Raw genomic sequence first — 23,572 nt, forward strand, 5'->3', positions numbered from 1 at the left:
GCCAGCGGGTGACGGTGCCCTCGGTGACGCTCTCGCCCAGGGCGGGCATGGTGACCGCGGTGCCCTCGCCGGAGCCGGCGTCGGACCCACCCGAGGACGCCGGGGCGGCCTCGGGCTCGGGGGCCGGCTCCTGCGTCGCGGGCTGCTCGGGCTCGGGGGCGGGCTCCTCGGCGGCAGCCGGCTCCGCCGCGGGGGCGGCGGAGCCTCCGCCGTCGCCCTCACCGCCGATGATCGCCAGCTCGGCGCCGACGTCGACGGTTTCGTCCTCGGCGACGACGATCTTGGTCAGCACGCCGGCGGCGGGCGAGGGGATCTCCGTGTCGACCTTGTCGGTGGAGACCTCGAGGAGGGGCTCGTCGACCTCGACGGTGTCGCCCTCCTGCTTCAGCCAGCGGGTGACGGTGCCCTCGGTGACGCTCTCGCCCAGGGCGGGCATGGTGACGGACGTCGGCATCGAGTGCAGTTCTCCTCAGATCAGGGGGTGGGTGGAGGTCAGCTGTGGGAGTGCAGCGGCTTGCCGGCCAGGGCCATGTGGGCCTCGCCCATGGCCTCGCTCTGCGTGGGGTGCGGGTGGATCAGGGAGGCCACCTCGTCAGGCAGCGCCTCCCAGTTGTAGATGAGCTGGGCCTCGGCGACGAGCTCGCCGACCCGGCTGCCGACCATGTGCACGCCGACCACGGGGCCGTCCTTCGCGCGGACCAGCTTGACCGCGCCCTGGGTCTTGAGGATCTGGCTCTTGCCGTTGCCGCCCAGGTCGTAGGTGACGACCTCGACCTCGCCGAAGCGCTCCTTGGCCTGCGCCTCGGTGAGGCCGACGGAGGCGACCTCGGGCTCGGAGTAGGTGACCCGGGGGACACCGGCGTAGTCGATCGGCACGACCGGCAGGCCGGCCAGGCGCTCGGCGACGAGGATGCCCTCGCCGAAGCCGACGTGGGCCAGCTGCAGGGTGGGCACCAGGTCGCCGACGGCGGAGATGGTGGGCACGTTGGTCTGCATGTACTCGTCGACCAGGACGAAGCCGCGCTCCATGGCGACGCCGGCCTCCTCGTAGCCCAGGCCCTGGCTGACCGGGCCGCGGCCGACAGCCACCAGCACGATCTCGGCCTCATAGGACTTGCCGTTCTCCAGCTCGACGGAGACGCCGTTCTCGCCCGGGGTGACCTTGGCGACCCGGCTGCCCAGCGAGAAGTCGATCTTGCGGCGGCGGTAGGCGCGCTCGAGCAGCTTGGACGACGACTCGTCCTCCAGCGGCACCAGGTGCGGCAGGCCCTCGATGATGGTGACGTCGGCGCCGAAGGACTTCCAGACGCTGGCGAACTCGCAGCCGATGACGCCGCCGCCCAGGATGATCACCGAGCTCGGGACGTGCTCGAGCTGGAGCGCCTCGTCGCTGGTGATGACGGTCGAGCCGTTCAGCTCGATGCCGGGCAGGCTGCGGGCGTAGGAGCCGGTGGCGAGCAGCACGTGCTTGCCCTCGTAGGTGGTGTCGCCGACGGCCACGGCGGTGGGGGAGACGAGCTTCCCCTCGCCCTCGACGTAGGTGATCTTGCGGCTCTTGATCAGGCCCTGCAGGCCCTTGTACAGCTTGGCGGTGACGCCGCCCTTGTAGTCGTTGACCCCGGCCATGTCGATGCCGGCCAGCGAGGTCTTCACGCCGAACTGCTCGCCCTCGCGGGCGGAGTCGGCCACCTCGGCGGCGTGCAGCAGCGCCTTGGTGGGGATGCAGCCGCGGTGCAGGCAGGTGCCGCCGACCTTGTCCTTCTCGATCAGCACGACCGACAGCCCGAGCTCGGCGCCGCGGAGGGCGGCGGCGTACCCGCCGGATCCACCACCCAGGATGACGAGGTCGGCGGTCTGGGCGGGTGCGCTCACGGGTTCTCCTCGGTGCGGGACGGCGCGGTCGGCGGGAGCAGGTCGTGCTCACCGCGACCAGGTGCGGGGGAGTGCACCACCCATCCTGCCACCTGTCGGGAACGCGCACCCGACCTGCTCCGTTGGCCCGCTGGGCGCCGTCGTCGGCGCCTCCGCGCGGCTGCCCGGGCTGCGCGGCGGAGGAGAGGAGCGCGTCGTGGGTCTCATCGACAGGCTGCGGGGACGTGCGCCGCGCAGCGGCCAGGGCGCCCGGGGCGACCGGCGCGGCACGCTGGACCGGCCCTCCGCCCGTGCCGACCTGGGTCACCTCGAGCAGTTCGTGGCCACCCGCCGCGGCGTCGAGGGCTACGTCGAGCCGCGGACGGCGATGACCGAGTCCACCATCGTGCTGGTCGCCGCCGACGGCGAGTGGACCCGCCGACGGATCGACGGGCCCGACACCGCCCGCAAGCTGTCCCGCGAGCTGGCCATCCCGGTCTACGACGCGCAGGTGACCGGCTACCCGCAGCGGATGCGCGACTGGACGCACCGCAACCGGTGACCGGCCCCGCCGCGGGTCAGCGCTCGATCAGCGCCTCGATGGTGGCCAGCAGGGTGCGCACCGGCACCCCGGTGCCGCCCTTGGTCGTGTAGCCCCACGCCCCACCGGTGTTGTAGGCCGGCCCGGCGACGTCGATGTGCGCCCAGGGCAGGCCCTCGGGCACGAACTCGGCCAGGAAGTGACCGGCGACGAGCATGCCGCCCAGCCGGTCGGCGTTGGCGTTGACGAAGTCAGCGGTGGCCGAGTCCAGGCCCCGGCGCAGCTCGGGGGGCAGCGGCATCGCCCACATCGGCTCGCCGGACCGCTCGCTCGCCGCGACCACGGCGTCGCGCAGGTCGTCGCTGCCCATGACGCCGGCGGTGCGCCCGCCCAGCGCCACCGTCTGGGCGCCGGTCAGGGTCGAGGTCTCGAGCAGGAAGTCCGGCGAGTCCTCGGCGGCCCGGGCGATGGCGTCGGCCAGCACCACCCGGCCCTCGGCGTCGGTGTTGGTGATCTCGGCGGTCTTGCCGTTGCGGAAGGTCACGACGTCGGCTGGCCGGTACGCCGTCCCCGACGGCAGGTTCTCCGCGATCGGGACGGTCGCGGTGACGTCGACGGGAAGGCCGAGCTCGGCGACCAGGCACACGGTGGCGATCACGGCGGCGGCGCCGGCCATGTCGCTCTTCATGTCCTCCATCTTCAGCGCGGGCTTGATCGAGAGCCCGCCGCTGTCGAAGGTGATGCCCTTGCCGACCAGCGCCACCGACCGGCGGGCCCGGCGCCCGCGGTAGGACAGCCGCAGCAGGCGCGGGCCGCGGGCCGAACCGGCACCGACGGCGAGGATGCCGCCGTAGCCGCCGGCGGCCAGCTGCTCCTCGTCCAGGATCTCCACCGACAGCCCGGCCTTCTTGCCCGCCGCCGCGCCACGCGCGGCCAGCTCGGCCGGGAAGAGGTCGTTGGGCGGGGTGTTGACCAGGTCGCGGGTGAGCGCGACGGCGTCGGCCACCGCCCGGACCCTCGCCAGTGCCGCCTTCGCCGCACCGGCGTCGGGCACGACCAGCTCGACGCTGCGCGGCGGGGTGGGCCGGTCGGCCGGCAGGGCGGACTTGTAGGCGGTGAACTCGTAGGCGCCCAGCAGGGAGCCTTCCCCGACGGCGTGCAGGCGCTCGTCGTCCGGGGCGCCGCCGACCGCGGCCAGCAGGGAGACGACCGACGCCCGGCCGACCAGTGCGCGGCTGGCTGCCCCAGCCGCCCGGCGGACGGCCTCGCCGGCGTAGGTGCCGTCGGCGAGCGGGGCACCGAGCCCGGCCACCGCGACGACGGGGAACGGCCCCTGGCCGAACGTCGCCAGCCGGGTCACCTCGTCCTCGGCGCCCCGGGCGCCCAGGTCGGCCAGCGCCGCCATCAGCCGACCGCCGAGCAGTCGGTCGACCGCCTCGGCCCCCGGCGTGGCGAGGGGCCCGTCCGGACCCTTCCCCACCCCGACGACGACGGCGTCGGCGGTGAGCTTCTCGAGCGGGCGGTCGGTGGCGGAGATCGTCGGCGGCACCCGCCCACCCTATGAGGGGGCCGCTACGGTCGCCGGGTGACCGAGCAGACCCCGCAGCTCTCGCCCCTGCACGAGCGCCACCTCGCGGCCGGCGCCAAGCTCGCGGACTTCGGCGGCTGGTCGATGCCGCTGGAGTACGCCGGGGGCGGCGTCATCGCCGAGCACACCGCCGTCCGTCAGGGGGTCGGGCTCTTCGACGTGTCCCACCTGGGCACCGGCACCGTCCGCGGGCCGGGCGCCGCGGACCTGGTGAACCGGTGCCTGACCAACGACCTCGGGCGCATCGGGCCCGGCCAGGCGCAGTACACGCTGTGCTGCCGCCCGGACGGCGAGGAGCACGCCGGCGGCGTCGTGGACGACCTGATCGCCTACCTGCACGCCGAGGACGACGTCCTGCTGGTGCCCAACGCCGCGAACTCGGCCGAGGTGCTGGCCCGGCTCGCCGCGGCCGCACCGGCGGGCGTGACCGTCACCGACCGGCACACCGAGGTCGCCGTCCTGGCGCTGCAGGGTCCCCGATCGGCGGAGGTGCTGGCTGCGGTCGGGCTGCCCGGTGCGCTGGACTACATGGCCTTCGCCGGCACCCAGGGCGGCGGCGACGTCACCGTCTGCCGGACCGGCTACACCGGCGAGCACGGCTACGAGCTGCTCGTCGCGGCCGACCGCGCGGGCGAGCTGTGGGACGCGCTGCTGGCCGCGGGCGAGCTCGAGCAGATCCGGCCGTGCGGTCTCGGTGCCCGGGACACGCTGCGCACCGAGATGGGCTACCCGCTGCACGGCCACGAGCTGTCGGTGGAGATCACCCCGGTCCAGGCCCGGTCGGGCTGGGCCGTGGGCTGGGGCAAGGAGCAGTTCTGGGGCCGCGACGCGCTGCTGGCCGAGCGCGCCGCGGGCCCGGCCCGCCAGCTGTGGGGCCTGCGGGCGCCGGGGCGGGGCATCCCGCGGCCGGGCATGGCGGTGCTGGATGCGGCGGGCGAGCGGGTCGGTGTGGTCACCAGCGGCACGTTCTCCCCGACCCTGCGGGCGGGCATCGCCCTGGCACTGCTGGACACCGCGGCCGACCCGGCCCCCGGACGTGAACTCGCCGTCGACGTCCGGGGCCGGACCTCACCGGTCGAGGTGGTCAAGCCGCCGTTCGTGCCCTCGCACGTGCGCTGATCAGGCGCTCTTCGCCGACTCCTTGGTCGGGGTGGGCGGCTCGGGCAGCTCGTCGGCGACGGTGGCGCGGCGGTCCCCCATGGGCAGTTCCTCGCCCTCGGTGGTGTCGTGGGCGGTCTGGTGCTCGGCCTCGGCGTTGATCTCCGCGCCCAGCAGGACCAGGAAGCAGGTCAGCTGCAGCCACAGCATGAGGACGACGACGCCGGCGATCGCGCCGTAGGTGGCCGAGTAGGACCCGAAGTTGCTCACGTAGAAGCTGAACGCGATCGACACGATGACCCAGGCGACGGTCACCACCACCGAGCCCAGGGTGACCCAGCGGAACTTCGGGGCGTCCCGGTCGGGGGCGACGCGGTAGAGCACCGACAGCGCGACGGCCATCAGCCCGAGCAGCAGCACCCACCGCACCACCTGGGCCAGGATCGTGCCCACGATGCCCAGCGGCAGCGCGTCCAGCACGATCGGGGTGACGGCCACCAGGGTCAGCGTCAGCAGCACGAACACGATGGCGCCGAAGGTCAGCAGCAGGGCCAGCGCGCGCACCTTGATCGCGTTGCGGGTCTCGACCTCGTCGTAGGCCAGGTTCACCGCGGTGATCAGGTTGTTGACACCCCCTGAGGCCGAGAACAGCGCCGCCGCGATGGAGATCACCAGGCTGATCGACAGTGCCCCGCTGCCGGCGTCGGCGACCGACGTCAGCTGGGTCTGGATGATCGAGAGCACCTCGCGGGGCACCGTGCCCCGCAGGCCGTCCACCTGCTCCTGCACCGTGGCGGGGGAGGCCACCAGGCCGTAGAGCGAGATGGCCGCGATCAGCGTCGGGAAGATCGCCAGGAAGCCGAAGAAGGCCACGCCGCCGCCGATGATCGGCATGTTGTCGGCCTTGTTCTCGGCCCACGCCCGCTTGAGGATCTGCACCCAGCCGCGGGCCGGGATCTCCGTCGGCTTCTCCGCGTCCACGCCGGGGAGCTCCGCGCTCTTCCCTTTCGCCTGGGGCGGTGACGTGGCGCTCCGCGCGGGCCCGTGCTCGGCGGCCCGGTCCTCCGCCTCGCGGGCAGCGGCCCGACGGGCCGCTTTCTCCTGCACCCGCTCGCGGATGCGGTCCACGGCGCTGTCGGGCCGCTTGATGTCGGCCATCGGTGTGTCTCCTCGGTGGTGACGAACGGGAGCGGCCCCCCTCGCAGGGGCCCGCCCTGAGCCTGCGAAGGGTGGGGGGCGAGGGGGTCCTTCGTTCAGTCGCCGGGCCAGGACCCGGTCAGCTTGGTGAACCCGCGGGCGCCGGCCCGGTTGATGGCGGCCTTGGTCACCGCGAAGATCGCGCCCTGGACGGCCGCGGCCACCAGCACCTCGCGCATCCGGTACTCGCTCTGCATGGCGCTGGGGGCGTCGCCCTCGCCGGCGACCCGCTTCCAGACCTGGCCGAAGACGGCGCTGGAGACCGCACCGGCCACGAGGCTGCCGACCAGGCCGATCGGCCGGTAGACCGCCTTGGCACCGGCGCTCACCGGCGGGACCGCCAGACGACCAGGGCGACGACGGCGGCGACCAGGGCCACCCCGGCCGCGATGACCACCGGCGGGTTCTCCCGGTAGGTCTCCACCGCGGTGTCCTTGGCCTGGGCCGCGGACTCCTTGGCGCGGGAGCCGACGTCCAGGCGGTGGCTGAGCTCGTCGACCGTGGCGGCCAGCTGCTCGCGGGTGGCCTCGATGTCGGCCTTGATCTCGTCGGGCTCGGTGGGGCCGGACACGTCGGGCGCGCCCGGACCGTGTGCGCCCTCCGGGCGCGTCGCGGGATGGCTCATCGCCCGGCACTCTCCTTCACGGTCGCGACGTCGGTCTTGATGCTCTCGAGGGTCTCGGTGGGCAGCGGTGGCTTGGCGTCCTGCACGTCCTTCTTGCCCAGCAGGGCCAGCACACCGGCGATGAGGAAGAGGACGACGGCGATGATGATCGCGGCGAGGTAGCCGGGCAGCACGTTGGCCAGCCCGAGGATGCCGGCGGTGATCAGGGCGTTGAGGCCCAGCAGCGCGACCAGGCCGGCGCCGCCGAACAGGCCGGCACCGACGCCGAGCTTCTTGGCCTTGCCCTTGACCTCGGCCTGGGCGAGGCGGACCTCGTCGCGGACCAGGCGGGTGACCAGCTCGGGCAGCTCACCGATGAGCTGGCCGGTGGAGGCGGAGGACGGGTCGGTATGGGAGCCGGGGGACTGGCTCATCGGACCTCCTGCGGTCGATGCGGATCGGGTGGGGACGGATCTCGTCACCCATGCCCGGCCGGACCCAGGTCGAACCGCCGTCCCCGCGCGTCCCCGGCACTACGGTGGGCCCATGACCGTGCCTGCGAACGGCTGGACCTGGCGGCTGCACGACCCGACGGGCGGCGTCGTGGACCCCGACGACCTCGGCGTGGCCGTCCCGGTGGAGGACGCCCAGGCCGAGGCCGAGTCGTGGCTGGGGGAGCACTGGCGCGAGCTGCTCGAGCGCGGCGCGGCCAGTGCCACCCTGGTCCGCGGCGACACCGTCGTCTACGGACCGATGGGCCTCGCGGCCTCCTAGGTCAGCCCCGGCTGGTCTTGGCCGGGTCCCGCTCCACGACGTCGCCGAGCACCTCGTCGATCCGGGCCAGCACCTCGGCCGAGAGCTCGACGCCGGCGGCGGCCACGTTGTCGTGCACCTGCTCGGGCCGGGTGGCGCCGATGATCGCCGCCGCGACGTTGCCGTTGGCCAGCACCCAGGCCAGCGAGAGCTGGGCCATCGAGAGCCCGAGGTCGTCGGCGATGGGCTTGAGCTGCTGGACCCGGGTCAGGACGTCGTCGGTGAGGTACTGCTTCATCGACCCGCCGGCGCTGGGGTGCCCACCGCGGCTGTCGGCCGGCGGGGCCTGGCCGGGCAGGTACTTGCCGGTGAGGACGCCCTGGGCGAGCGGGGACCAGACGATCTGCGAGACGCCCTCGGCCTCGGACGTCGGCACGACCTCGGCCTCGATGACCCGCCAGAGCATCGAGTACTGCGGCTGGTTGCTGATCAGCTGGATGCCGAGGTCACGCGCGAGGGCGGCGCCGGCGGCGATCTCCTCGGCGCGCCACTCGCTGACCCCGACGTAGAGCACCTTGCCGGCCCGGACCAGGTCGGCGAAGGCGGTCATCGTCTCCTCCAGCGGCACCGTGGTGTCGTACCGGTGGGCCTGGTAGAGGTCGACGTAGTCGGTCTGCAGCCGCTGCAGCGAGGCGTGGCAGCTCTCGATGACGTGCTTGCGGCCCAGCCCGCGGTCGTTGGCCCCCGGGCCGGTCGGCCAGTAGACCTTGGTGGCGATCTCGAGGGACTCCCGCCGCTGGCCGGCCAGGGCGCGGCCCAGGACCGACTCCGCCTTGGTGGCGGCGTAGACGTCGGCGGTGTCGAAGGTGGTGATGCCGGCGTCGAGGGCGGCGCGCACACAGGCGTGCGCCGCGTCCTCCTCGACCTGGCTCCCGTGGGTCAGCCAGTTGCCGTAGGCGAGCTCGGTGATGTTGAGGCCGGAACGGCCCAGTCGACGTGTCTGCACGCCCTCGAACGTAAGCCGCGCGGTCGCGGCCCGCTCAGACGGTGGCGCCGAGCTCGACCTGCGGCTTGGGGAACCGCCAGCGGCGGATCATGGTGGCTCGGCTGATGCCGTACCAGACCAGACCGCGCGTGCGGGCGTTCGGGAACCGCTCCCCGACGACCTTCTTGATCTTGCGGCCCAGCACGACCGAGTCGCCGATGATGACCAGGAAGAAGGCGAACCAGAGGAAGACGGTGTAGCTCTGCACCGCGGTGTTCGGGATGAAGTACCCGACCAGCACGAGCGCGGCGACCACCAGGAACAGGCTGCCGGCGTTGCGGCGGGCGTCGACCACATCGCGGACCAGGCGCTTCTCCGGGCCGCGGTCCCGGGCCGGGAGCGCGCTGTCGTCCCCGCGCGCCGCGGCCTCGCGGGCGCTGCCGCGGCCGGCGGCCTGCTGCTCGCGCATGCGCTTGTAGGCCTCCTTCCGCGTGGTCGGCGGGGGCGGGGGCGGCCCGGGACGGCGGCCCTGGGCCTCGCTGCGCTTGGGGGTGGGCCGGCCCTTGCCGGCCGCGGTCAGCTGGGCCGTGAGGTCGGCGGCCGGGTCCGGGGCGGTCTCGGCGGGGCGGCGGCCGGGCAGGCGGAGCTTCACGGGGTGCAGTCTACGTGCCCGCGGGGGGCCGGTCGGGCCCGCACCGAGACGTGCGCAACACCGGACGGGCGGGTCCGCGCCGTACAGTGGGAAGCAGCCCCGCCACGGCGGTGTTGGTCGGGACGGCGAGACGATGCAACCCCGACCCTCGATGTGGGAGGACAGAACATGACCGTGCAGGACACTGCGACCACCCCCGACGCCGCCACCGGCGTCCTCCTGAGCGACCCGGCTGCGGCCAAGGTCAAGGCCCTGCTGGACCAGGAGGGCCGTGACGACCTGCGTCTGCGCATCGCCGTCCAGCCCGGCGGCTGCTCGGGCCTGCGCTACCAGCTCTTCTTCGACGAGCGCTTCCTCGACGGCGACCAGACCCACGAGTTCGGTGGGGTCGAGGTCATCGTCGACCGGATGAGCTCGCCGTACCTGGGTGGGGCGACGATCGACTTCGTCGACACCATCGAGAAGCAGGGCTTCACGATCGACAACCCCAACGCCGGCAGCTCATGCGCCTGCGGGGACTCGTTCTCCTGATCCGACGCACACCCGACGAGGCCCGGTTCCCCCAGGGGAGCCGGGCCTCGTCGTGTCTGGCGGTCGCTCCTAGAGCTTGACCGGGTAGACCGTCTCGGGGACGTCGACGACGATCCGCTCCTCGACGAAGATGCCGTGCCAGATCATGAACACCAGCACCTCCCACAGCTGCCTGGCCACCCGCTTGCTCGGCACCTCGGCGGTGCGCAGCGAGGTCAGCATCGCCGCGACCCGACCGCGGTCCAGCCACTCGTCGGTGCCGCTGTCGGCGATGACCTGGTGGGCCCACTCGTGCAGCGGGCCGGCCAGGAACTCCGCGGTGGGCACCGGGAAGCCCAGCTTGCGGCGGTGCAGGATCGCCGGCGGCACGATCTGCTCCATGGCCCGGCGCAGGGCGTACTTGGTCGCGTCGGAGCCGCGGGGGACCCGCTGGTCCAGCGGGAGGGTGCGCGCGAGGTCGAAGACCTCGGTGTCCAGGAAGGGCACGCGCAGCTCGAGGGAGTTGGCCATGGTCATCTTGTCCGCCTTGACCAGGATGTCCCCGCGCAGCCAGGTGAACAGGTCGACGTACTGCATCGCGGTGACGTCGTCGTACCCCGCGGCGCGGGTCTGCCGGTACAGGTGCTCGGTGACCTGGACGTGGGAGACCGCGGCGTCGTGCCCCCGGAGCACCGCGGCGAGCTCGGCCCCGGAGAAGTTGCGCGCGTTGCCGTAGTACCGCTCCTCCAGCGGGATCGACGCCCGGCGGAGGAGGTCCTTGCCGCGCATGCCCTCGGGCAGCCGGCCGGACAGGGCGGCCATGACCTTCTTGCCGACGCCGGGCACGCGCTGCGCCCACGCCAGGCTGATCGGCTCGCGGTAGATCGTGTAGCCGCCGAAGAGCTCATCGGCGCCCTCCCCGGACAGCACGACCTTGACGTGCTTGCGGGCCTCGCGGGCGACGAAGTACAGCGGCACGAGCGCGGGGTCGGCGACCGGGTCGTCGAGGTACCAGACCACCTCGGGGATCGCGGCGGCGAACTGCTCCGCGGTGATGACCACCGGCACGTGGGCGACGCCGAGCTCGGCGGCGGACTGGGCGGCGATGTCGACCTCGGAGGTGGACTCGCGCTCGAACCCGACGGTGAACGTCATCAGGTCCGGGTTGTAGCGGTGGGCCAGCGCCGCGATCGCGGTGGAGTCGATGCCGCTGGACAGGAACGACCCGACGGTGACGTCGGCCCGCATGTGCTTGGCCACCGACTCGTCGAGGGCCGCGGCGATCCGGTCGTAGAGCTCCTGCTCACCGCCCGCGGGGACCGGGCGGGGGGCGAACACCGGGTGGAAGTACCGCTCGGTGGTCAGCTCGCCGCCGACGACGGTGAACCGGGTGCCGCTCTCGATCCGCCGGATGCCGCGGTGCATCGTGGCGGGCTCGGGCACGTACTGCAGCGTCAGGTACTGCTGCAGGGACGCCGGGTCGACGCCGCCCGCGCCGGCCGAGCCGCCGAGCAGCTCGAGGAGGGCCTTCTTCTCGCTGCTGAGGACGACGCCGCCGTCGGCCAGCCGGGCGGTGAACAGCGGCTTGATGCCGAACGGGTCACGGGCGCCGAACGCCGTCCCGGTGGCGGTGTCCCAGATGACGAAGGCGAACATGCCGCGCAGCCGGGTGACCACGTCGGGGCCCCAGTGGTGGAAGCCGGCGACGATGGCCTCGGTGTCGCCCTCGGTGGCGAACTCGGCGCCCAGGGCGCGCAGCTCCTCGCGCAGCTCGAGGTAGTTGTAGATCTCGCCGTTGAACAGGATCCGGTAGCGGTCGGCCGCGTAGGGCAGCGGCTGCGGGCTCCCGTCGACGTCGATGATCGACAGCCGGTTGAACCCGAGCACGGTGTGCCCGTCGGACCACACCGCGGTGTCGTCGGGCCCGCGGTGGTGCAGGCAATGCAGGGCGTGGCGGACGCCGTCGACCCGGGTCTCGTCGACCCGCTCGGCATCGGTGGACAGGTAGGCGAGCAGGCCGCACATCGGCTGGTAGGTCTCCGGGGTCTCGGGGGAGGGCGGGGTCAGAGCGGCTGGCCGGCCAGGACCCGGCGGCTGACCCGCCGCTCGGCCCAGAACGACACGAAGGGCACGACGCCCGCGAGCAGCACCAGCAGCGTGCCCTTGGCGGTGAACTTGGCCTTCAGGGCCAGGTCGAAGGCTGTGACGAGGTACACGATGTAGAGGAACCCGTGGACCGGGGACACGATCCTGGACACCTCGGGGACGTCGAAGCCGTACCGCAGGGGGATGGCCACGAAGACCAGCACCAGCAGCATCACCCCGACCACGTAGGCCATCACCTGGTACCGCTTGAGCGCCGTGGCGGTGCGCGGGGGCACCACGGTGTCAGCCGACATCTCGTCCTCGCAGCGCCTTCTCGTTGAGCTCGGCCAGGTACCGGTTGTAGGCGGCCAGCTCGGGGTCGCCGGTCGTGTCGATGCGCGGCCGCTGGTAGAGCACGACGTCCTGGCCGGGCTCGTCCTCGTCGGGGTCGCGGTTGAGCTCGACCTTGACCATCTTCCCGTAGAAGAACAGGCCCATGAAGCCGTACAGCGGCCACTGCAGCGCATAGCTCCAGTTGACCGCGCCGCCGCCGTTCTCGGCCTTGGTCAGCTGCCAGTAGCCCAGGAAGAACGTGGCCACGAACAACGCGGTGATGAGCAGGTGCAGCAGCACCCAGCGCGGGGTCAACAACCGGGGGAGCACGCCTGCGACTGTAGACGGCGGACCTGGGACGGCCTGCTCCGCGGAGCATCCCCGCACCCCCGACGGCATTGCCCCCGGGTGCCGTCGGCAGCCGCCCGCGCGCCCCCCGACCAGGGGGCGGCGTCCCGTGACGGTCGGCTACGCTCGCCGTGACTGCGGTCGTGGTGGCCGGGACGTCTCGGGAGACCGTGAAGGCCGCGTCGCCACACATGAGCCGTACCGCGCAGCACCGGCCGCGCGGAGGATGAAGGAGGCAGCGGGCAGTGGCTCGACGGAGCAAGCTCGCGCGGGTCGCCGCGCTCGGCGTCCTGGCCGTTCTCACCCTGGCCGGGTGCGACCTGAACAACGAGTTCTGGCGCTTCGGCTGGCCCGAGGGCATCACCGACCAGGCCGAGCAGATGCGCCAGCTGTGGACCGGTTCGGTCATCGCGGCCCTGGTCGTGGGCTTCGCGGTGTGGGGGCTGATCTTCTGGTCGATGATCCGGCACCGCAAGCGCGGCGACGAACTGCCCAAGCAGACCGCCTACAACCTGCCCCTGGAGATCGTCTACACGATCGTCCCGTTCGTCATGATCGCGGTGCTGTTCTTCTACACCGTCGTCGTGCAGAACCGCGTGCAGGAGCGCAGCGACAACCCGGACGTGACGATCGCGGTCAACGCCTTCAAGTGGAACTGGCAGTTCGTCTACCCGCAGACCACCGAGTCCAACGGCGGGACGCCGGTCAGCACCACCGGGTCGAGCACCGAGATCCCGATCCTGGTCGTGCCGGTGGACCAGACGATCCGGTTCGAGGTGGCCTCGGCCGACGTCATCCACTCGTTCTGGGTTCCCGAGTTCCTCTTCAAGCTCGACGTGATCCCGGGCAACGAGAACGGCCGCGACAACGTCTTCGAGGTGACCGTCCGCGAGCAGGGCGCCTTCGTGGGCCGGTGCGCCGAGCTCTGCGGGACGTACCACGCGAACATGAACTTCGAGGTCCGCGCGGTGTCCGGCGAGGACTACGACGCCTACCTCGCCGCCCGCGAGGACGGCCTGTCGACCTACGACGCGCTCGAGAGCATCGGCCAGGACGGCAGCGCATCTACGACCGTGCCCTTCGACACCCTGACCGAGCAACAGCTCGACGGGGCCAGCAACTGACGTGTCCCACTCCACGACCCAGCAGCAGCGGGAGGACCGACCGTGAAGGTCGAAGCGCTCATCTTCAACCTGATCGCGTTGTTCGCGATCGTGGCAGCGGTCGTCTACGGCCTGTGGTCGCGCGAGCCGATCGGCACGACGGCGCTGGCGTTGTCGGCCGGCCTGCTCGGTCTGATCGGTGGCTTCTTCTGGTTCGTCGCCCGCCGCATCGACTCCCGGCCCGAGGACCTCAAGGACGCCGAGATCGCCGACGGTGCGGGCGAGCTGGGCTTCTTCTCGCCGGGCAGCTACTGGCCCTTCGGCCTGGCCGTGTCCGCCGCCATGATGGGCCTCGCGCTGGCGTTCTTCCACGTCTGGCTGATCCTGATGGCCGGAGCTGCGCTGCTCATCACCATCGGTGGCCTGCTCTTCGAGTACTACAGCGGGCAGAACGCGCACAGCTGACCCGCCGCACCTCCGCAGAAGGCCCCCACGCACCGCGTGGGGGCCTTCAGCGTCTCCAGGACGACTGTGCAGGCACGCCGGGCCCTTCGACCGGCTGAGCCGCGCTGCGGTGGGGTGAGCCGGGGTGGACGGCGGCTCACCCCACCGCGGCGCGGCTCATCCCCGACACGAGGCGTGGGTCGGCCTCGATGACCGCGGAGCGCGGGCTCCGATGCGGCGCACGTCGAGACCCAGACCATGGTGTCAGGTGACCTCACGTCGACGCTGAGGCCCTCGAGCGGGTCGCAGGCGCCGTCGGTCAGCGCTCGACGGCGGGACCACCGCGTGAGACCGGCGACTCGTCGCTCAGGGCTTGAGTGACCGGTTGGCTGTCGGCCTGTCGAAGGTGAGGCGCTCGCCGCCGCGACAGCGCCGCACGGCCTGGAAAAGCCCGTGGCGGGCAGATCGGGCAGGCCACGACGACGGTGGTCGCCAGCGCTGGCTCAGCCCGGGTGTCTTCGAGGCTGCCGCGCCGGCCCGTCGCAGGGTGTCCAGTGCCCAGAGCTCGGTCTGCACCGGCTGGAGTCCTGGCGCAGCTCGGACGGTTTCCGGAGGGTCTGCGGTGCGACACCGGCGGCGTACCCGGGCCGTCTGGCATGCGGCGTGGACGGCGTACCCGGATCGTTCCGGATGCGCATCACCGTTCGGGATGCACCGACGGCACATCCGCACCGTGGGGATGCAGCATCGACGGCGCGTCCGCACCTTCGCGATGCGGCATCGACGGCGCATCCGGACCTTCGGCGTTCGGCCTCGACGGCGGCCTGACGCTCAGAGGCGCGTCGGCTGAGTGGGCGCTGAAGCCCCAGGGCGCGAACGGGGCCCGTCCACGGCCGGTCAGCCGGCGCGCTGTCGGCGCTGCCCGGCGTGGACGACGTGGACGGCGTGGACTACGTGGACGGCGTGGACGGCGTGGGCCGAGCGTCGTACGCCGGCGGCCCGGAACCGAGTCGGGTGTGGGCCGCTGGCGTACGAAGGCAGGGCGGCCCGATGCCTTGGTGGTCGCGGCTCAGACCGCCCGCACGGCGACGCAGCCAACACCAGCCGCTGAGCTGCCGGGCCGACCGTCGACGCTCCCGGTCGACGTCCCACCGTTGCTGGCGACGAACCAGGCACGGCCTCCTGACGAGGCGACATACCGCGGGCGCAACGACAGCGGGCCCCCTCCCGGTGGGGAGGGGGCCCGCTGTGGCGGAGCGGCGGATCAGTCGCGCGGGTCCTGCGGGCGGCCACCCTCGGAGGGGCGACCCCCCTCGGATGGCCGACCGGAACCGACGGGCTCGTCGGCCTCGGCCGCAGCCAGGCCGCGTCGCTCCTGCTGCGAGGCGAGCTCGACCTGAGAGGGCTGCTCGATGGGGGAGAAGAAGCCCTTCACCGCCCGACGGGCACCGCCGACCTGGTTCATCTTCTTCGGCACCGGGGCGCCGGCGTAGGTGAGCTGGCCGTGGCCGTGCTCGTCCACCGGGCCGAGGGGCTGGTGGACCTCGATGAACTCACCGCTCGGGAGTCGGCGGATGACACCGGTCTCGATGCCGTGCTCGAGGACCTCGCGGTCGTGGCGCTGCAGCCCCAAGCAGATCCGGTAGCTGATCATGTAGGCAACCGGCGGCAGGACGACCATCCCGATGCGCCCGACCCAGGTCATGGCGTTGAGGCTGATGTCGAACTTGTCGGCGATCACGTCGTTGCCACCGGACATCCACAGCACGCCGTAGAACGTCAGCGCCATGACGCCGACCGAGGTGCGCACCGGCACGTCGCGGGGACGCTGGAGCAGGTGGTGGCTGGCCGTGTCGCCGGTGAGCTTGCGCTCCAGCTGCGGGTAGAGCGCCAGCACGGTGAACATCGCGCCGGCCACGACGACCGTCGGCCAGAACAGGGCCGGGATCGTGTAGTTGCCGGGGAGGTTGATGTCCCACGCGGGCATCAGGCGGGTGGAGCCGTCCAGGAAGCCGATGTACCAGTCGGGCTGGGAGCCCGCAGACACCTGAGCCGGGTTGTACGGCCCCCACAGCCAGATCGGGTTGATCTGCACCAGGCCACCGAGCGCGGCGCACAGACCGAACACGATGAAGAACAGCGCAGTCGCCTTGCCGGCGAAGGCCGGGAAGAGCCGGTTGCCGACCACGTTGTGCTCGGTGCGCCCCGGCCCCGGGAACTGGGTGTGCTTCTGCTTGATCAGCAGGAGCAGGTGCACTGCGATCAGCGCCAGGATGATCGCCGGGATGATCAGCACGTGGACGATGTAGAACCGTCCGATGATCGCGTCCCCGACGTAGTCACCGTCGAAGACCGCCCAGTGCGCCCAGGTCCCGATGACCGGGATGGACAGCAGGATCGCCGAGATGATCCGGAGGCCGGTGCCCGAGAGCAGGTCGTCGGGCATGGAGTAGCCGGTGACGCCCATGAGCAGCGCCAGCACCAGCAGCACGACGCCGATGCCCCAGTTGGTCTCACGGGGCTTGCGGAACGCGCCGGTGAAGAAGATGCGGAGCAGGTGCACCACGATCGAGGCGACGAACAGCAGGGCCGCCCAGTGGTGGATCTGCCGGATGAACAGACCGCCGCGGACGTCGAAGCTGAGCGCGAGGGTGGATTCGTAGGCCTGCGACATCTCCACGCCGCGCAGCGGGGCGTAGGAACCCTGGTAGGGGACCTCGGCCATCGACGCGTCGAAGAAGAAGGTCAGGTAGGTGCCCGACAGCAGCAGGATGACGAACGAGTAGAGCGCGATCTCCCCGAGCAGGAACGACCAGTGGTCGGGGAAGACCTTGTTGAGGGTGCGGCGCAGGGGCCCGGCGACGATGAGGCGCTCGTCGATCTCGGTTGCTGCCTTGCCGATCTTCGTCGCCGGCTGTCCCGGCGCGACCGCTGTAGCCATCAGATCCGCTCTCGGTTCCAGTAGGTGGGTCCCACAGCCTCAATGTAGTCGCTGCGCGCGACGAAGTACCCCTCGTCATCCAGCGTAATCGGCAGTTCCGGTAGGGAGCGGGACGCCGGGCCGAAGACCGGCTTGGCCCCCTGCAGCACGTCGAACTGCGACTGGTGGCAGGGGCACAGGATGCGGCTGGTCTCCTGCTCGTACAGCGAGACGGGGCACCCGGCGTGCGTGCAGATCTTGGAGTAGGCCACGTAGTCGCCGTAGCCGAAGTCCGACTGGCCATCGCGCGGCCGCAGGTTGGCCATCTGCTCGGGACGGAGCCGGATGAGCATGGTGGCCGCGTCGGCCGCTCTGTTGCCGCCCTCGACGGCGGGGAACACGGTCTCGAGCGAGCCGGGCTCCTGGTCCCCGGGTCGGATCGGCGAGCCGTCGTCGCGGACCAGCCGGACGCCGTCGGCCCACTCGGTGGTGCCCAGCGGGTTACCCTTGTTCGGGTTCTTGATGAGGCCACCGAGCGGGGCGATCAGCATGAGACCCATCGCGCCACCGGCGAAGCCGAGGCTGCGGCCGATCATCTTCCGGCGGGGGAAGCCTGTCTTGTCCAGTCCACCCATCAGGGTCGCGGCCGTCGTGGCGCGGTCGAAGTTGGAACCGTCGTGCTTGTCCTGGACGGCGGTCTCGTGCGGCAGCAGCTTCTTGACGAACAGCACCAGACCCACGCCGATGAAGACCAGCGCACCGCCCATGGTGAGGCCGAGCATCGGGGTGTAGAGGGCGCTCCAGCCGTTGTCCTCGGAGTCCCACTGCCAGTCCGGCAGGAACCAGTCGGAGCCGAAGTACACGACCGCGAACGCGAGGGCGAACAGCCCGGCCAGCCCGAAGGCGATGGCCACCTGGCGCTCGGCCTGCTTCTCCAGGCCCGAGCCCGGTGCCGGGGGCGGGTCCACGTGCAGGACCTCGACGCCGTCGTAGCGGGCGCCGAGGCGGTTGAGGTCCTCGCGCTGCATCCCGGCCAGACGCTCGGGGGAGTAGTCGTCGTCCGGGCCGCCGTGCGTCGGGCCTGCCTCGTCGGTGGCCGGGTCCGAACCGGCTCGGTCCTGCGTGCTCACGCCTTCGTCCCCATCCAGAAGATCCCGAACAGCAGGGCGCCGATGCCGACGACCCACATCACCAGGCCCTCGGAGACCGGGCCGGTGCGGCCGATGCCGGCACCGCCGGGGTCGGCCTGTTCCTTGAGGGTCTGCACGTAGTCGATGATGGATCGCTTCTGCTCCGGTGTGAGCTGGTTGTCACCGAAGACCGGCATGTTCTCGGGTCCGCTCAGCATCGCGGCGTAGATCTCGAGGTCGTTGGCGTCACCGAGGCTGGGTGCGGCCTTGCCCGAGGAGAGGGCTCCGCCGGCGCCGACGAAGTTGTGGCAGCTCGCGCAGTTGAGGCGGAACAATTCCCCGCCCTCGGCCAGGTCGCCCTCGCGGAGGTCGCCCGAGGGCAGCGTCGGACCGCCGCCGTTGGCCTGGATGTAGGCCATCAGCTGCTCGATCTCGGCGTTGTCGAAGACCGCCGGCTTCCGGGCCGCGTCGGCCTCCTGGCGGACCAGCGGCATGCGGCCGGTGTGCACCTGGAAGTAGACCGATGCCTCCCCCACGCCGATCAGCGAGGGACCGCGGTCGGACACCCCTTGCAGGTTCGAGCCGTGGCAGCTGATGCAGCTGCGGGTGTAGAGCTCCTCGCCGGCCTGCTCTGCCGACGACTGGGTGCTGATCGCGTCGTCGGCCGCATTGGCCGGGGCCAGGGCAGAGTAGCCCACGCCGGTCAGGACCAGCGCGGCCAACAGGCCGGCGATGTTGGCCAGGCGGCGTCGCTGCTTGGACCGCCGACGGATCCTCGCCGCACTGCTCGGAGTGCCGTCTGCACGACGACGGAGGCGGGCGCGCAGACCGGCCACGGAGTGGGAGAAGGGCACCGGTTCCCCTAGCGGATGAGGTAGATCGTGGCGAAGAGCCCGACCCACACGACGTCGACGAAGTGCCAGTAGTAGGAGACCACGATCGCCGAGGTCGCCTGCGCAGGCGTGAACCGGCCCATGGTGGACCGGATGAGGACGAACACGAAGGCCACGAGGCCGCCGATGACGTGCAGCGCGTGGAAGCCGGTGGTCAGGAAGAACACCGAGCCGAACGTCGACGACGAGATCGTGGTCTCGTGCTCGGTGACGAGGACGCGGTACTCGTTCGCCTGACCCAGGACGAAGACCAGCCCCATCACGAAGGTGATGGTGAACCACCGCCGGAGCCCGTAGACGTTGCCCTGCTCGGCGGCGAAGACGCCGAGCTGGCAGGTGACCGACGAGGCCACCAGGATCAAGGTGAAGACCAGCGCGTAGGGCACGTCCAGCTCGGTGGGCGGCGGGGGCCACGGGTCGCCCGCTCGAGCACGCGCGGTGAAGTACATGGCGAACAGTCCGGCGAAGAACATCAGCTCACTGGCGAGCCAGATGATCGTGCCGACGCTGACCATGTTCGGTCGGGTCAGGGAGTGCACCCGCGAAGTGTCGAAGGTGCTGCTCGCCACGGGGGCCGTTGTCACAGGCCCATCATGGCATCGGTGCAGCCGGGGTACGAGTGCGGGTGCGACGGCGTGGCGGAGCCGGGAGCCAGCTGTGGACCCGGTCGGGTCCAGACCCCCGCAGCGACGCGGGAGTGGCCGTCCGCAGCCGTCCCCGGGCCGCCCCGGCCCCCGGCCCGGCCGGTGTCCGCCGGCGCCCGGCGTGACCTGGTCGTGACCTGCCGGCCGCACCGAGCGGACCACCGCCCGGGCGGTCGGGGCACTAGGGTCGGCCCGGTGAGCAGCGCTGCCACCGTGGTGGTCTTCAGCCACCGGGCCGAGGTCCGGGATGCCGTCCGCACCGCCGTGGGTACCCACCCGGCGTCCGACGTGGGCCCGGTCCGCTACCTGGAGTGCGCCACCGGCGCCGAGGTGGTGGCCGCGGTCGACCGCGGCGGGGTGGACCTCTGCATCCTGGACGGCGAGGCGCAGCCGACCGGCGGCATGGGCATCGGCCGCCAGCTCAAGCACGAGATCACCGACTGCCCGCCCGTCCTGGTCCTGATCGCGCGGCAGGCCGACCGCTGGCTGGCCCACTGGTCGATGGCCGAGGCCACCCTGGCGCACCCGGTGGACCCGCTGGTGGCGCCCGAGGCGGTCGCCGACCTGCTGCGCGCCCGCGCCGGCCGGCCGGCCGTGCACGGATGACGGAGCCCACCTCCACGGCGCCCCCCACGGAGCCGACCCCCACCTGGCCAGGGCTGCTCCGCCGCCTCATCGCCCGGCAGGACCTCGCTGCTGCCGAGACCGCCTGGGCGATGCGCGAGATCATGGCCGGCGCCGCGTCGCCCGCCCAGGTCGCCGGGTTCGCGGTGGCGCTGCGGGCCAAGGGCGAAGCGCCCTCCGAGGTGGCCGGCATGGCGTCCACCATGGTGGAGAAGGCGACCCCCGTGTCCCTGCCGATGGACTGCGTGGACATCGTCGGGACCGGCAGCGACGGCGCCGACACCGTCAACATCTCCACGATGGCGGCGATCGTCACCGCCGCGGCCGGGGTGCCGGTGGCCAAGCACGGCAGCCGGGCCGCGTCGTCGTCCTCGGGGTCGGCCGACGTCCTCGAGGCGCTGGGCGTGGTCATCGACCTGCCGGCGGCCGGTGTCGCCCGCTGCGTGGCCGAGGCCGGGATCGGGTTCTTCTTCGCGCCGGTGTTCCACCCCGGCATGCGGCACGTCGCCGGCCCCCGCCGCGAGATGGGCATCGGGACGGTCTTCAACTTCCTGGGCCCGCTGAGCAACCCGGCGCGGCCGGCGGCCTCGGCGATCGGCTGCGCGGATGCCCGGATGGCCCCGGTGCTCGCCGAGGTCCTGGCCGGCCGCGGCTCCCGGGCGCTGGTGTTCCGCGGCGACGACGGGCTCGACGAGCTCACCACGTCGACGACCTCGGCGGTCTGGGTGGTCCGCGACGGGACGGTGGTGGCCGACCGGGTGGACCCGACGGCGCTGGGCCTGGCCACGTCGGCACCGGGCGCGCTGCGCGGTGGGGACGCCGCGGTCAACGCCGACGTCGTCCGGCGGCTGGTGGCCGGCGAGACCGGGCCGGTGCGCGACGCGGTGCTGCTCAACGCCGCCGCGGCCCTGGTGGCCTTCGACGAGCACGGGGGTCGCCTGCACGACCAGCTGGCGGCCGGGCTGGTGCGGGCCGCGGCGGCCGTGGACGACGGCCGGGCGGAGGCCCTGCTCGCCCGCTGGGCAGAGGTCAGCCAGGCCGCGAGGTAGGCGGAAGGAACGGGCCCCTCGCGGGGAGCGAGGGGGTCCTGCCCTAGTCGAGGCCGATGGAGAAGGCCGACTCCAGGTCGTGCTGGGAGTAGGCGCGGAACGCGATGTGGGTCTTGGTGTCGACCACGCCGGGGACCTTGTTGATCCGCCCGGCGATGACCTCGGCGACGTCCTCGAACTCGCGGACCCGGACGAGGGCGATGAGGTCGGTGCCCCCGCCGGCCACGGAGTAGACCTCGCTGACCCCGTCGAGGTCGGCCAGGGTGGTCGCGACCTCGCCGATCGAGTCGGTCGAGGCGTCGATGAGGACGATGGCGGTGATCACACCCGCGAGGCTAGCGCCGCGGGGCCGCCGTGACCGGTCCGCCCGCCGGTGACCCGGTCCGGCCGGGCGCGGGTGCCCAGGGAGCGTCCGTCGGCGAAGGGGTCGCGGGCGGCGCGGCCGGCGTCGACGAGGGCGAGGAAGCCGCGCAGCGGACCGGTGCCGGGCGTGCGGCAGGCCAGCGTGCCGGTGACCTCGACGAGGCGGGTGCCGGGCTTCTCCATCCAGCGGAGCACGAGCTCGGTCTCCTCGACCGAGGCGGCGAGCTCGCCCTCGGGCCCGGCGACGGTCTCGGCGGTGGTCTTCAGCTGCTGCAGGTAGGCCCGCACCGGGGCGCCGCGCACCGCCACCCCCGCGGCCACCAGCCGGCCGCGGCGGACCACCGCGAGGGCCCAGCCACCGGCGCCGTCCGGGCGGGCGAGGGTGAGCTCGGGGACCTCGGCGAGCTGGGCCAGCCGCTGGCGGCGGCGCAGGGCGCGCACCAGGACGGCGATCCGGTCGCGCAGCACCGCGGCGTCCTCGAACCGGCCGTCGGCGGCCAGCCGGTCGACCCGACCCAGCAGCGGCGCGCAGAGTCGGCCAGGGTCGGCGTGCACCGCGGCGGTGAGCACCGCGGCGGTGGCGGCGTACTCGTCGGCGCTCTGCGCGCCGGTGCACGGGGCGCCGCAGCGGCCCATCCCGGCCAGCGCACACGCCGGGTGGGACGCCGACGGGACCAGCCGTCCGCTGCACTGGCGCAGCGCCAGCGCCTCGTGCACGGCGGCCACCGCGGCGTCGGCGGCCCGCCGGTCGGCGAAGGGGCCCAGCACCGTGCCCGGCCCGGGGACCACGCGGCGCACCACGGACAGTCGGGGGAAGGCCTCGTCGGTGAGCCGGACCCACAGCAGGCGCTCGGGGAACCGGGACCGCTTGTTGTAGCGCGGCTTGTGCTGGGCGATCAGCCGCAGCTCGCGCACCGAGGCCTCCAGGTCGTGCGCGCAGGGGAGCGCCTCGACCCGTTGGGCCAGCCCGACCATCTCGGTCATCCGGCTGCGCTGCTCACCGGCGGTGAAGTAGCTGCGCACCCGGGCGCGCAGGTCGGTGGAGGTGCCCACGTACAGCGCCTCGTCGCCGGGGCCGCGGAAGACGTAGACGCCGGGGCCGTGCGGCACGTGCGCGGCGAGGTGGCGCTTGCGCCGGCGCTGCGGGTCGACCTGGCGGGTGAGCCCGACCAGCTCCTCCAGCGAGGTGACGCCCAGCGGGCCCAGCCGCTCGAAGAGCCCGTGCAGCACGTCGACGGTGGCCCGGGCGTCGTCCAGGGCGCGGTGGGTGGGCGTGGTGGACGAGGAGAAGAACGGGGCCAGGGTGCCCAGCTTGCAGTTGGGCACCTCGTCGCGGGTGAGCAGCCGCCGGGCCAGCACCGCGGTGTCGACCGACGCGGCCGGCGGCCACGCGAGCCCGGTGGCGGCGCAGGCCGCCTTGAGGAACCCGAGGTCGAAGGGGGCGTTGTGCGCGACCAGGACCGCCCCCCGGGCGAACTCCAGGAAGTGCGGCAGCACCGACTCGATGCGGGGGGCGGTGGCCACCATCGTGGAGGTGATGCCGGTGAGCACGCTGACGTAGGGCGGGATGTCGCGGCCGGGGTCGACCAGCGTGCCGAACTCGCCGAGCACCACCCCGCCGCGCACCCGCACCGCCCCGATCTCGGTGATCGCGTCGGTGTGCGCCGAGCCGCCGGTGGTCTCCAGGTCGACGACCACGAACGTCACGTCGGTCAGCGGGGTGCCCAGGTCGTCGATGGTCACCTGGTGGGCGGGGGTACCGGTCACGGCGCGGACGCTAGGGCGGGGGTCCGACATTCCCCGGCGGGCCCCCGGGACCCGCTCGGGTGCCCCCGCGCCCGCCGAGGTGCAGCGGCC

At 72.8% G+C, this 23,572-nt stretch carries 26 protein-coding genes; 8 read left to right on the forward strand and 18 right to left on the reverse strand.

Annotation, left to right across the window (positions count from 1 at the left end):
• Both UXQ13_RS03780 and lpdA read right to left on the reverse strand, forming a co-directional pair.
• Nucleotides 1-454, reverse strand: a 454-nt coding sequence (locus UXQ13_RS03780; RefSeq protein WP_336391839.1) for a biotin/lipoyl-containing protein, incomplete at its 3' end; no start/stop codon positions are given.
• 38 nt (nt 455-492) lie between these two features.
• Complete coding sequence (gene lpdA / locus UXQ13_RS03785) at nt 493-1,872, reverse strand: dihydrolipoyl dehydrogenase (RefSeq protein ID WP_225232063.1); 1,380 nt, start codon at nt 1,870-1,872, stop codon at nt 493-495.
• 196 nt (nt 1,873-2,068) lie between these two features.
• On the opposite strand from lpdA, the gene UXQ13_RS03790 reads away from it, so the two are divergent.
• Nucleotides 2,069-2,413 carry an oxidoreductase gene (locus tag UXQ13_RS03790; protein WP_225232062.1) on the forward strand — a complete coding sequence of 115 codons (345 nt, stop codon included), beginning with the start codon at nt 2,069-2,071 and terminating at the stop codon, nt 2,411-2,413.
• A gap of 16 nt (nt 2,414-2,429) precedes the next feature.
• Here the strand turns inward: UXQ13_RS03790 and UXQ13_RS03795 are convergent, their stop codons facing one another.
• A complete protein-coding gene (locus tag UXQ13_RS03795; RefSeq protein WP_225232061.1) occupies nt 2,430-3,941 on the reverse strand; it encodes a leucyl aminopeptidase in 1,512 nt (503 codons plus the stop codon).
• Nucleotides 3,942-3,977: 36 nt separating this feature from the next.
• Between UXQ13_RS03795 and gcvT the strand changes: the two genes are divergently transcribed.
• Nucleotides 3,978-5,099: a glycine cleavage system aminomethyltransferase GcvT gene (gene gcvT, locus UXQ13_RS03800; RefSeq protein ID WP_225232060.1), complete on the forward strand. Its 1,122-nt coding sequence runs from the start codon at nt 3,978-3,980 to the stop codon at nt 5,097-5,099.
• Here the strand turns inward: gcvT and UXQ13_RS03805 are convergent, their stop codons facing one another.
• From UXQ13_RS03805 to UXQ13_RS03820, 4 genes are all read right to left on the reverse strand, one after another.
• Nucleotides 5,100-6,236 carry a YihY/virulence factor BrkB family protein gene (locus UXQ13_RS03805; RefSeq protein ID WP_225232059.1) on the reverse strand — a complete coding sequence of 379 codons (1,137 nt, stop codon included), beginning with the start codon at nt 6,234-6,236 and terminating at the stop codon, nt 5,100-5,102.
• A 95-nt stretch (nt 6,237-6,331) separates the two neighbouring features.
• Nucleotides 6,332-6,604, reverse strand: coding sequence for a DUF4235 domain-containing protein (locus UXQ13_RS03810; protein WP_225232058.1), 273 nt, complete (start codon nt 6,602-6,604; stop codon nt 6,332-6,334).
• Entirely contained in the window at nt 6,601-6,900 is a 300-nt protein-coding gene (locus tag UXQ13_RS03815; protein ID WP_225231746.1) for a DUF3618 domain-containing protein, read from the reverse strand. The genes UXQ13_RS03810 and UXQ13_RS03815 overlap by 4 nt, the downstream gene beginning before the upstream one ends.
• Nucleotides 6,897-7,313: a phage holin family protein gene (locus UXQ13_RS03820; RefSeq protein WP_225231745.1), complete on the reverse strand. Its 417-nt coding sequence runs from the start codon at nt 7,311-7,313 to the stop codon at nt 6,897-6,899. The genes UXQ13_RS03815 and UXQ13_RS03820 overlap by 4 nt, the downstream gene beginning before the upstream one ends.
• A gap of 112 nt (nt 7,314-7,425) precedes the next feature.
• Between UXQ13_RS03820 and UXQ13_RS03825 the strand changes: the two genes are divergently transcribed.
• Nucleotides 7,426-7,653, forward strand: coding sequence for a hypothetical protein (locus tag UXQ13_RS03825; protein ID WP_225231744.1), 228 nt, complete (start codon nt 7,426-7,428; stop codon nt 7,651-7,653).
• Between the two features lies 1 nt (nt 7,654).
• On the opposite strand, the gene UXQ13_RS03830 is transcribed toward UXQ13_RS03825, so the two are convergent.
• Together UXQ13_RS03830 and UXQ13_RS03835 are read right to left on the reverse strand one after the other, a co-directional pair.
• A complete protein-coding gene (locus tag UXQ13_RS03830; protein WP_225231743.1) occupies nt 7,655-8,638 on the reverse strand; it encodes an aldo/keto reductase family protein in 984 nt (327 codons plus the stop codon).
• Between the two features lie 34 nt (nt 8,639-8,672).
• Nucleotides 8,673-9,269, reverse strand: coding sequence for a DUF3043 domain-containing protein (locus tag UXQ13_RS03835; protein ID WP_336391840.1), 597 nt, complete (start codon nt 9,267-9,269; stop codon nt 8,673-8,675).
• Between the two features lie 168 nt (nt 9,270-9,437).
• Here UXQ13_RS03835 and UXQ13_RS03840 point away from each other — a divergent pair, with 168 nt between their 5' ends.
• On the forward strand, nt 9,438-9,800 hold the full coding sequence (locus UXQ13_RS03840) for a HesB/IscA family protein (protein ID WP_091248670.1): 363 nt from the start codon (nt 9,438-9,440) through the stop codon (nt 9,798-9,800).
• 69 nt (nt 9,801-9,869) lie between these two features.
• Here the strand turns inward: UXQ13_RS03840 and asnB are convergent, their stop codons facing one another.
• Genes asnB through UXQ13_RS03855 form a run of 3 tightly spaced genes read right to left on the reverse strand, consistent with a single transcriptional unit; the run spans nt 9,870 to nt 12,527 of the window.
• Complete coding sequence (gene asnB, locus UXQ13_RS03845; protein ID WP_225232057.1) at nt 9,870-11,804, reverse strand: asparagine synthase (glutamine-hydrolyzing); 1,935 nt, start codon at nt 11,802-11,804, stop codon at nt 9,870-9,872.
• A 38-nt stretch (nt 11,805-11,842) separates the two neighbouring features.
• The gene (locus UXQ13_RS03850; protein WP_225232056.1) at nt 11,843-12,178 is read right to left on the reverse strand and encodes a DUF3817 domain-containing protein; all 336 of its coding nucleotides are present in this window, start codon (nt 12,176-12,178) and stop codon (nt 11,843-11,845) included.
• On the reverse strand, nt 12,168-12,527 hold the full coding sequence (locus tag UXQ13_RS03855; RefSeq protein ID WP_225232055.1) for a metalloprotease: 360 nt from the start codon (nt 12,525-12,527) through the stop codon (nt 12,168-12,170). Before UXQ13_RS03855 ends, UXQ13_RS03850 begins: the two co-directional genes overlap by 11 nt.
• A 263-nt stretch (nt 12,528-12,790) precedes the next feature.
• Here UXQ13_RS03855 and ctaC point away from each other — a divergent pair, with 263 nt between their 5' ends.
• Entirely contained in the window at nt 12,791-13,669 is an 879-nt protein-coding gene (gene ctaC, locus UXQ13_RS03860; RefSeq protein WP_225232054.1) for an aa3-type cytochrome oxidase subunit II, read from the forward strand.
• Nucleotides 13,670-13,711: 42 nt separating this feature from the next.
• Complete coding sequence (locus UXQ13_RS03865) at nt 13,712-14,113, forward strand: cytochrome c oxidase subunit 4 (protein ID WP_225232053.1); 402 nt, start codon at nt 13,712-13,714, stop codon at nt 14,111-14,113.
• A 1,243-nt stretch (nt 14,114-15,356) separates the two neighbouring features.
• Here UXQ13_RS03865 and qcrB read toward each other — a convergent pair.
• The 4 genes from qcrB to ctaE are packed head-to-tail and all read right to left on the reverse strand — an operon-like array spanning nt 15,357 to nt 19,574.
• On the reverse strand, nt 15,357-17,033 hold the full coding sequence (gene qcrB, locus UXQ13_RS03870) for a cytochrome bc1 complex cytochrome b subunit (RefSeq protein ID WP_225232052.1): 1,677 nt from the start codon (nt 17,031-17,033) through the stop codon (nt 15,357-15,359).
• Nucleotides 17,033-18,142, reverse strand: a complete 1,110-nt coding sequence (gene qcrA / locus UXQ13_RS03875) for a cytochrome bc1 complex Rieske iron-sulfur subunit (RefSeq protein ID WP_225232051.1) — start codon at nt 18,140-18,142, stop codon at nt 17,033-17,035. The genes qcrB and qcrA overlap by 1 nt, the downstream gene beginning before the upstream one ends.
• Nucleotides 18,139-18,996, reverse strand: a complete 858-nt coding sequence (qcrC, locus tag UXQ13_RS03880) for a cytochrome bc1 complex diheme cytochrome c subunit (RefSeq protein WP_318249955.1) — start codon at nt 18,994-18,996, stop codon at nt 18,139-18,141. Before qcrC ends, qcrA begins: the two co-directional genes overlap by 4 nt.
• 8 nt (nt 18,997-19,004) lie before the next feature.
• Nucleotides 19,005-19,574, reverse strand: a complete 570-nt coding sequence (gene ctaE, locus UXQ13_RS03885) for an aa3-type cytochrome oxidase subunit III (protein ID WP_318249954.1) — start codon at nt 19,572-19,574, stop codon at nt 19,005-19,007.
• 300 nt (nt 19,575-19,874) lie between these two features.
• Between ctaE and UXQ13_RS03890 the strand changes: the two genes are divergently transcribed.
• Nucleotides 19,875-20,285 (forward strand): hypothetical protein, encoded by a 411-nt coding sequence (locus tag UXQ13_RS03890; protein ID WP_225232049.1) that lies wholly within the window; start codon nt 19,875-19,877, stop codon nt 20,283-20,285.
• Nucleotides 20,282-21,352 (forward strand): anthranilate phosphoribosyltransferase, encoded by a 1,071-nt coding sequence (trpD, locus tag UXQ13_RS03895; RefSeq protein ID WP_225232048.1) that lies wholly within the window; start codon nt 20,282-20,284, stop codon nt 21,350-21,352. The genes UXQ13_RS03890 and trpD overlap by 4 nt, the downstream gene beginning before the upstream one ends.
• Nucleotides 21,353-21,395: 43 nt before the next feature.
• On the opposite strand, the gene UXQ13_RS03900 is transcribed toward trpD, so the two are convergent.
• Entirely contained in the window at nt 21,396-21,677 is a 282-nt protein-coding gene (locus UXQ13_RS03900) for an Lrp/AsnC family transcriptional regulator (RefSeq protein ID WP_225232047.1), read from the reverse strand.
• The gene (locus tag UXQ13_RS03905) at nt 21,674-23,482 is read right to left on the reverse strand and encodes a DEDD exonuclease domain-containing protein (protein ID WP_336391841.1); all 1,809 of its coding nucleotides are present in this window, start codon (nt 23,480-23,482) and stop codon (nt 21,674-21,676) included. The genes UXQ13_RS03900 and UXQ13_RS03905 overlap by 4 nt, the downstream gene beginning before the upstream one ends.
• Between the last annotated feature and the right edge of the window lie 90 nt (nt 23,483-23,572).

Source organism: Klenkia terrae (assembly GCF_037083865.1).
Classification (GTDB): domain Bacteria; phylum Actinomycetota; class Actinomycetes; order Mycobacteriales; family Geodermatophilaceae; genus Klenkia; species Klenkia terrae.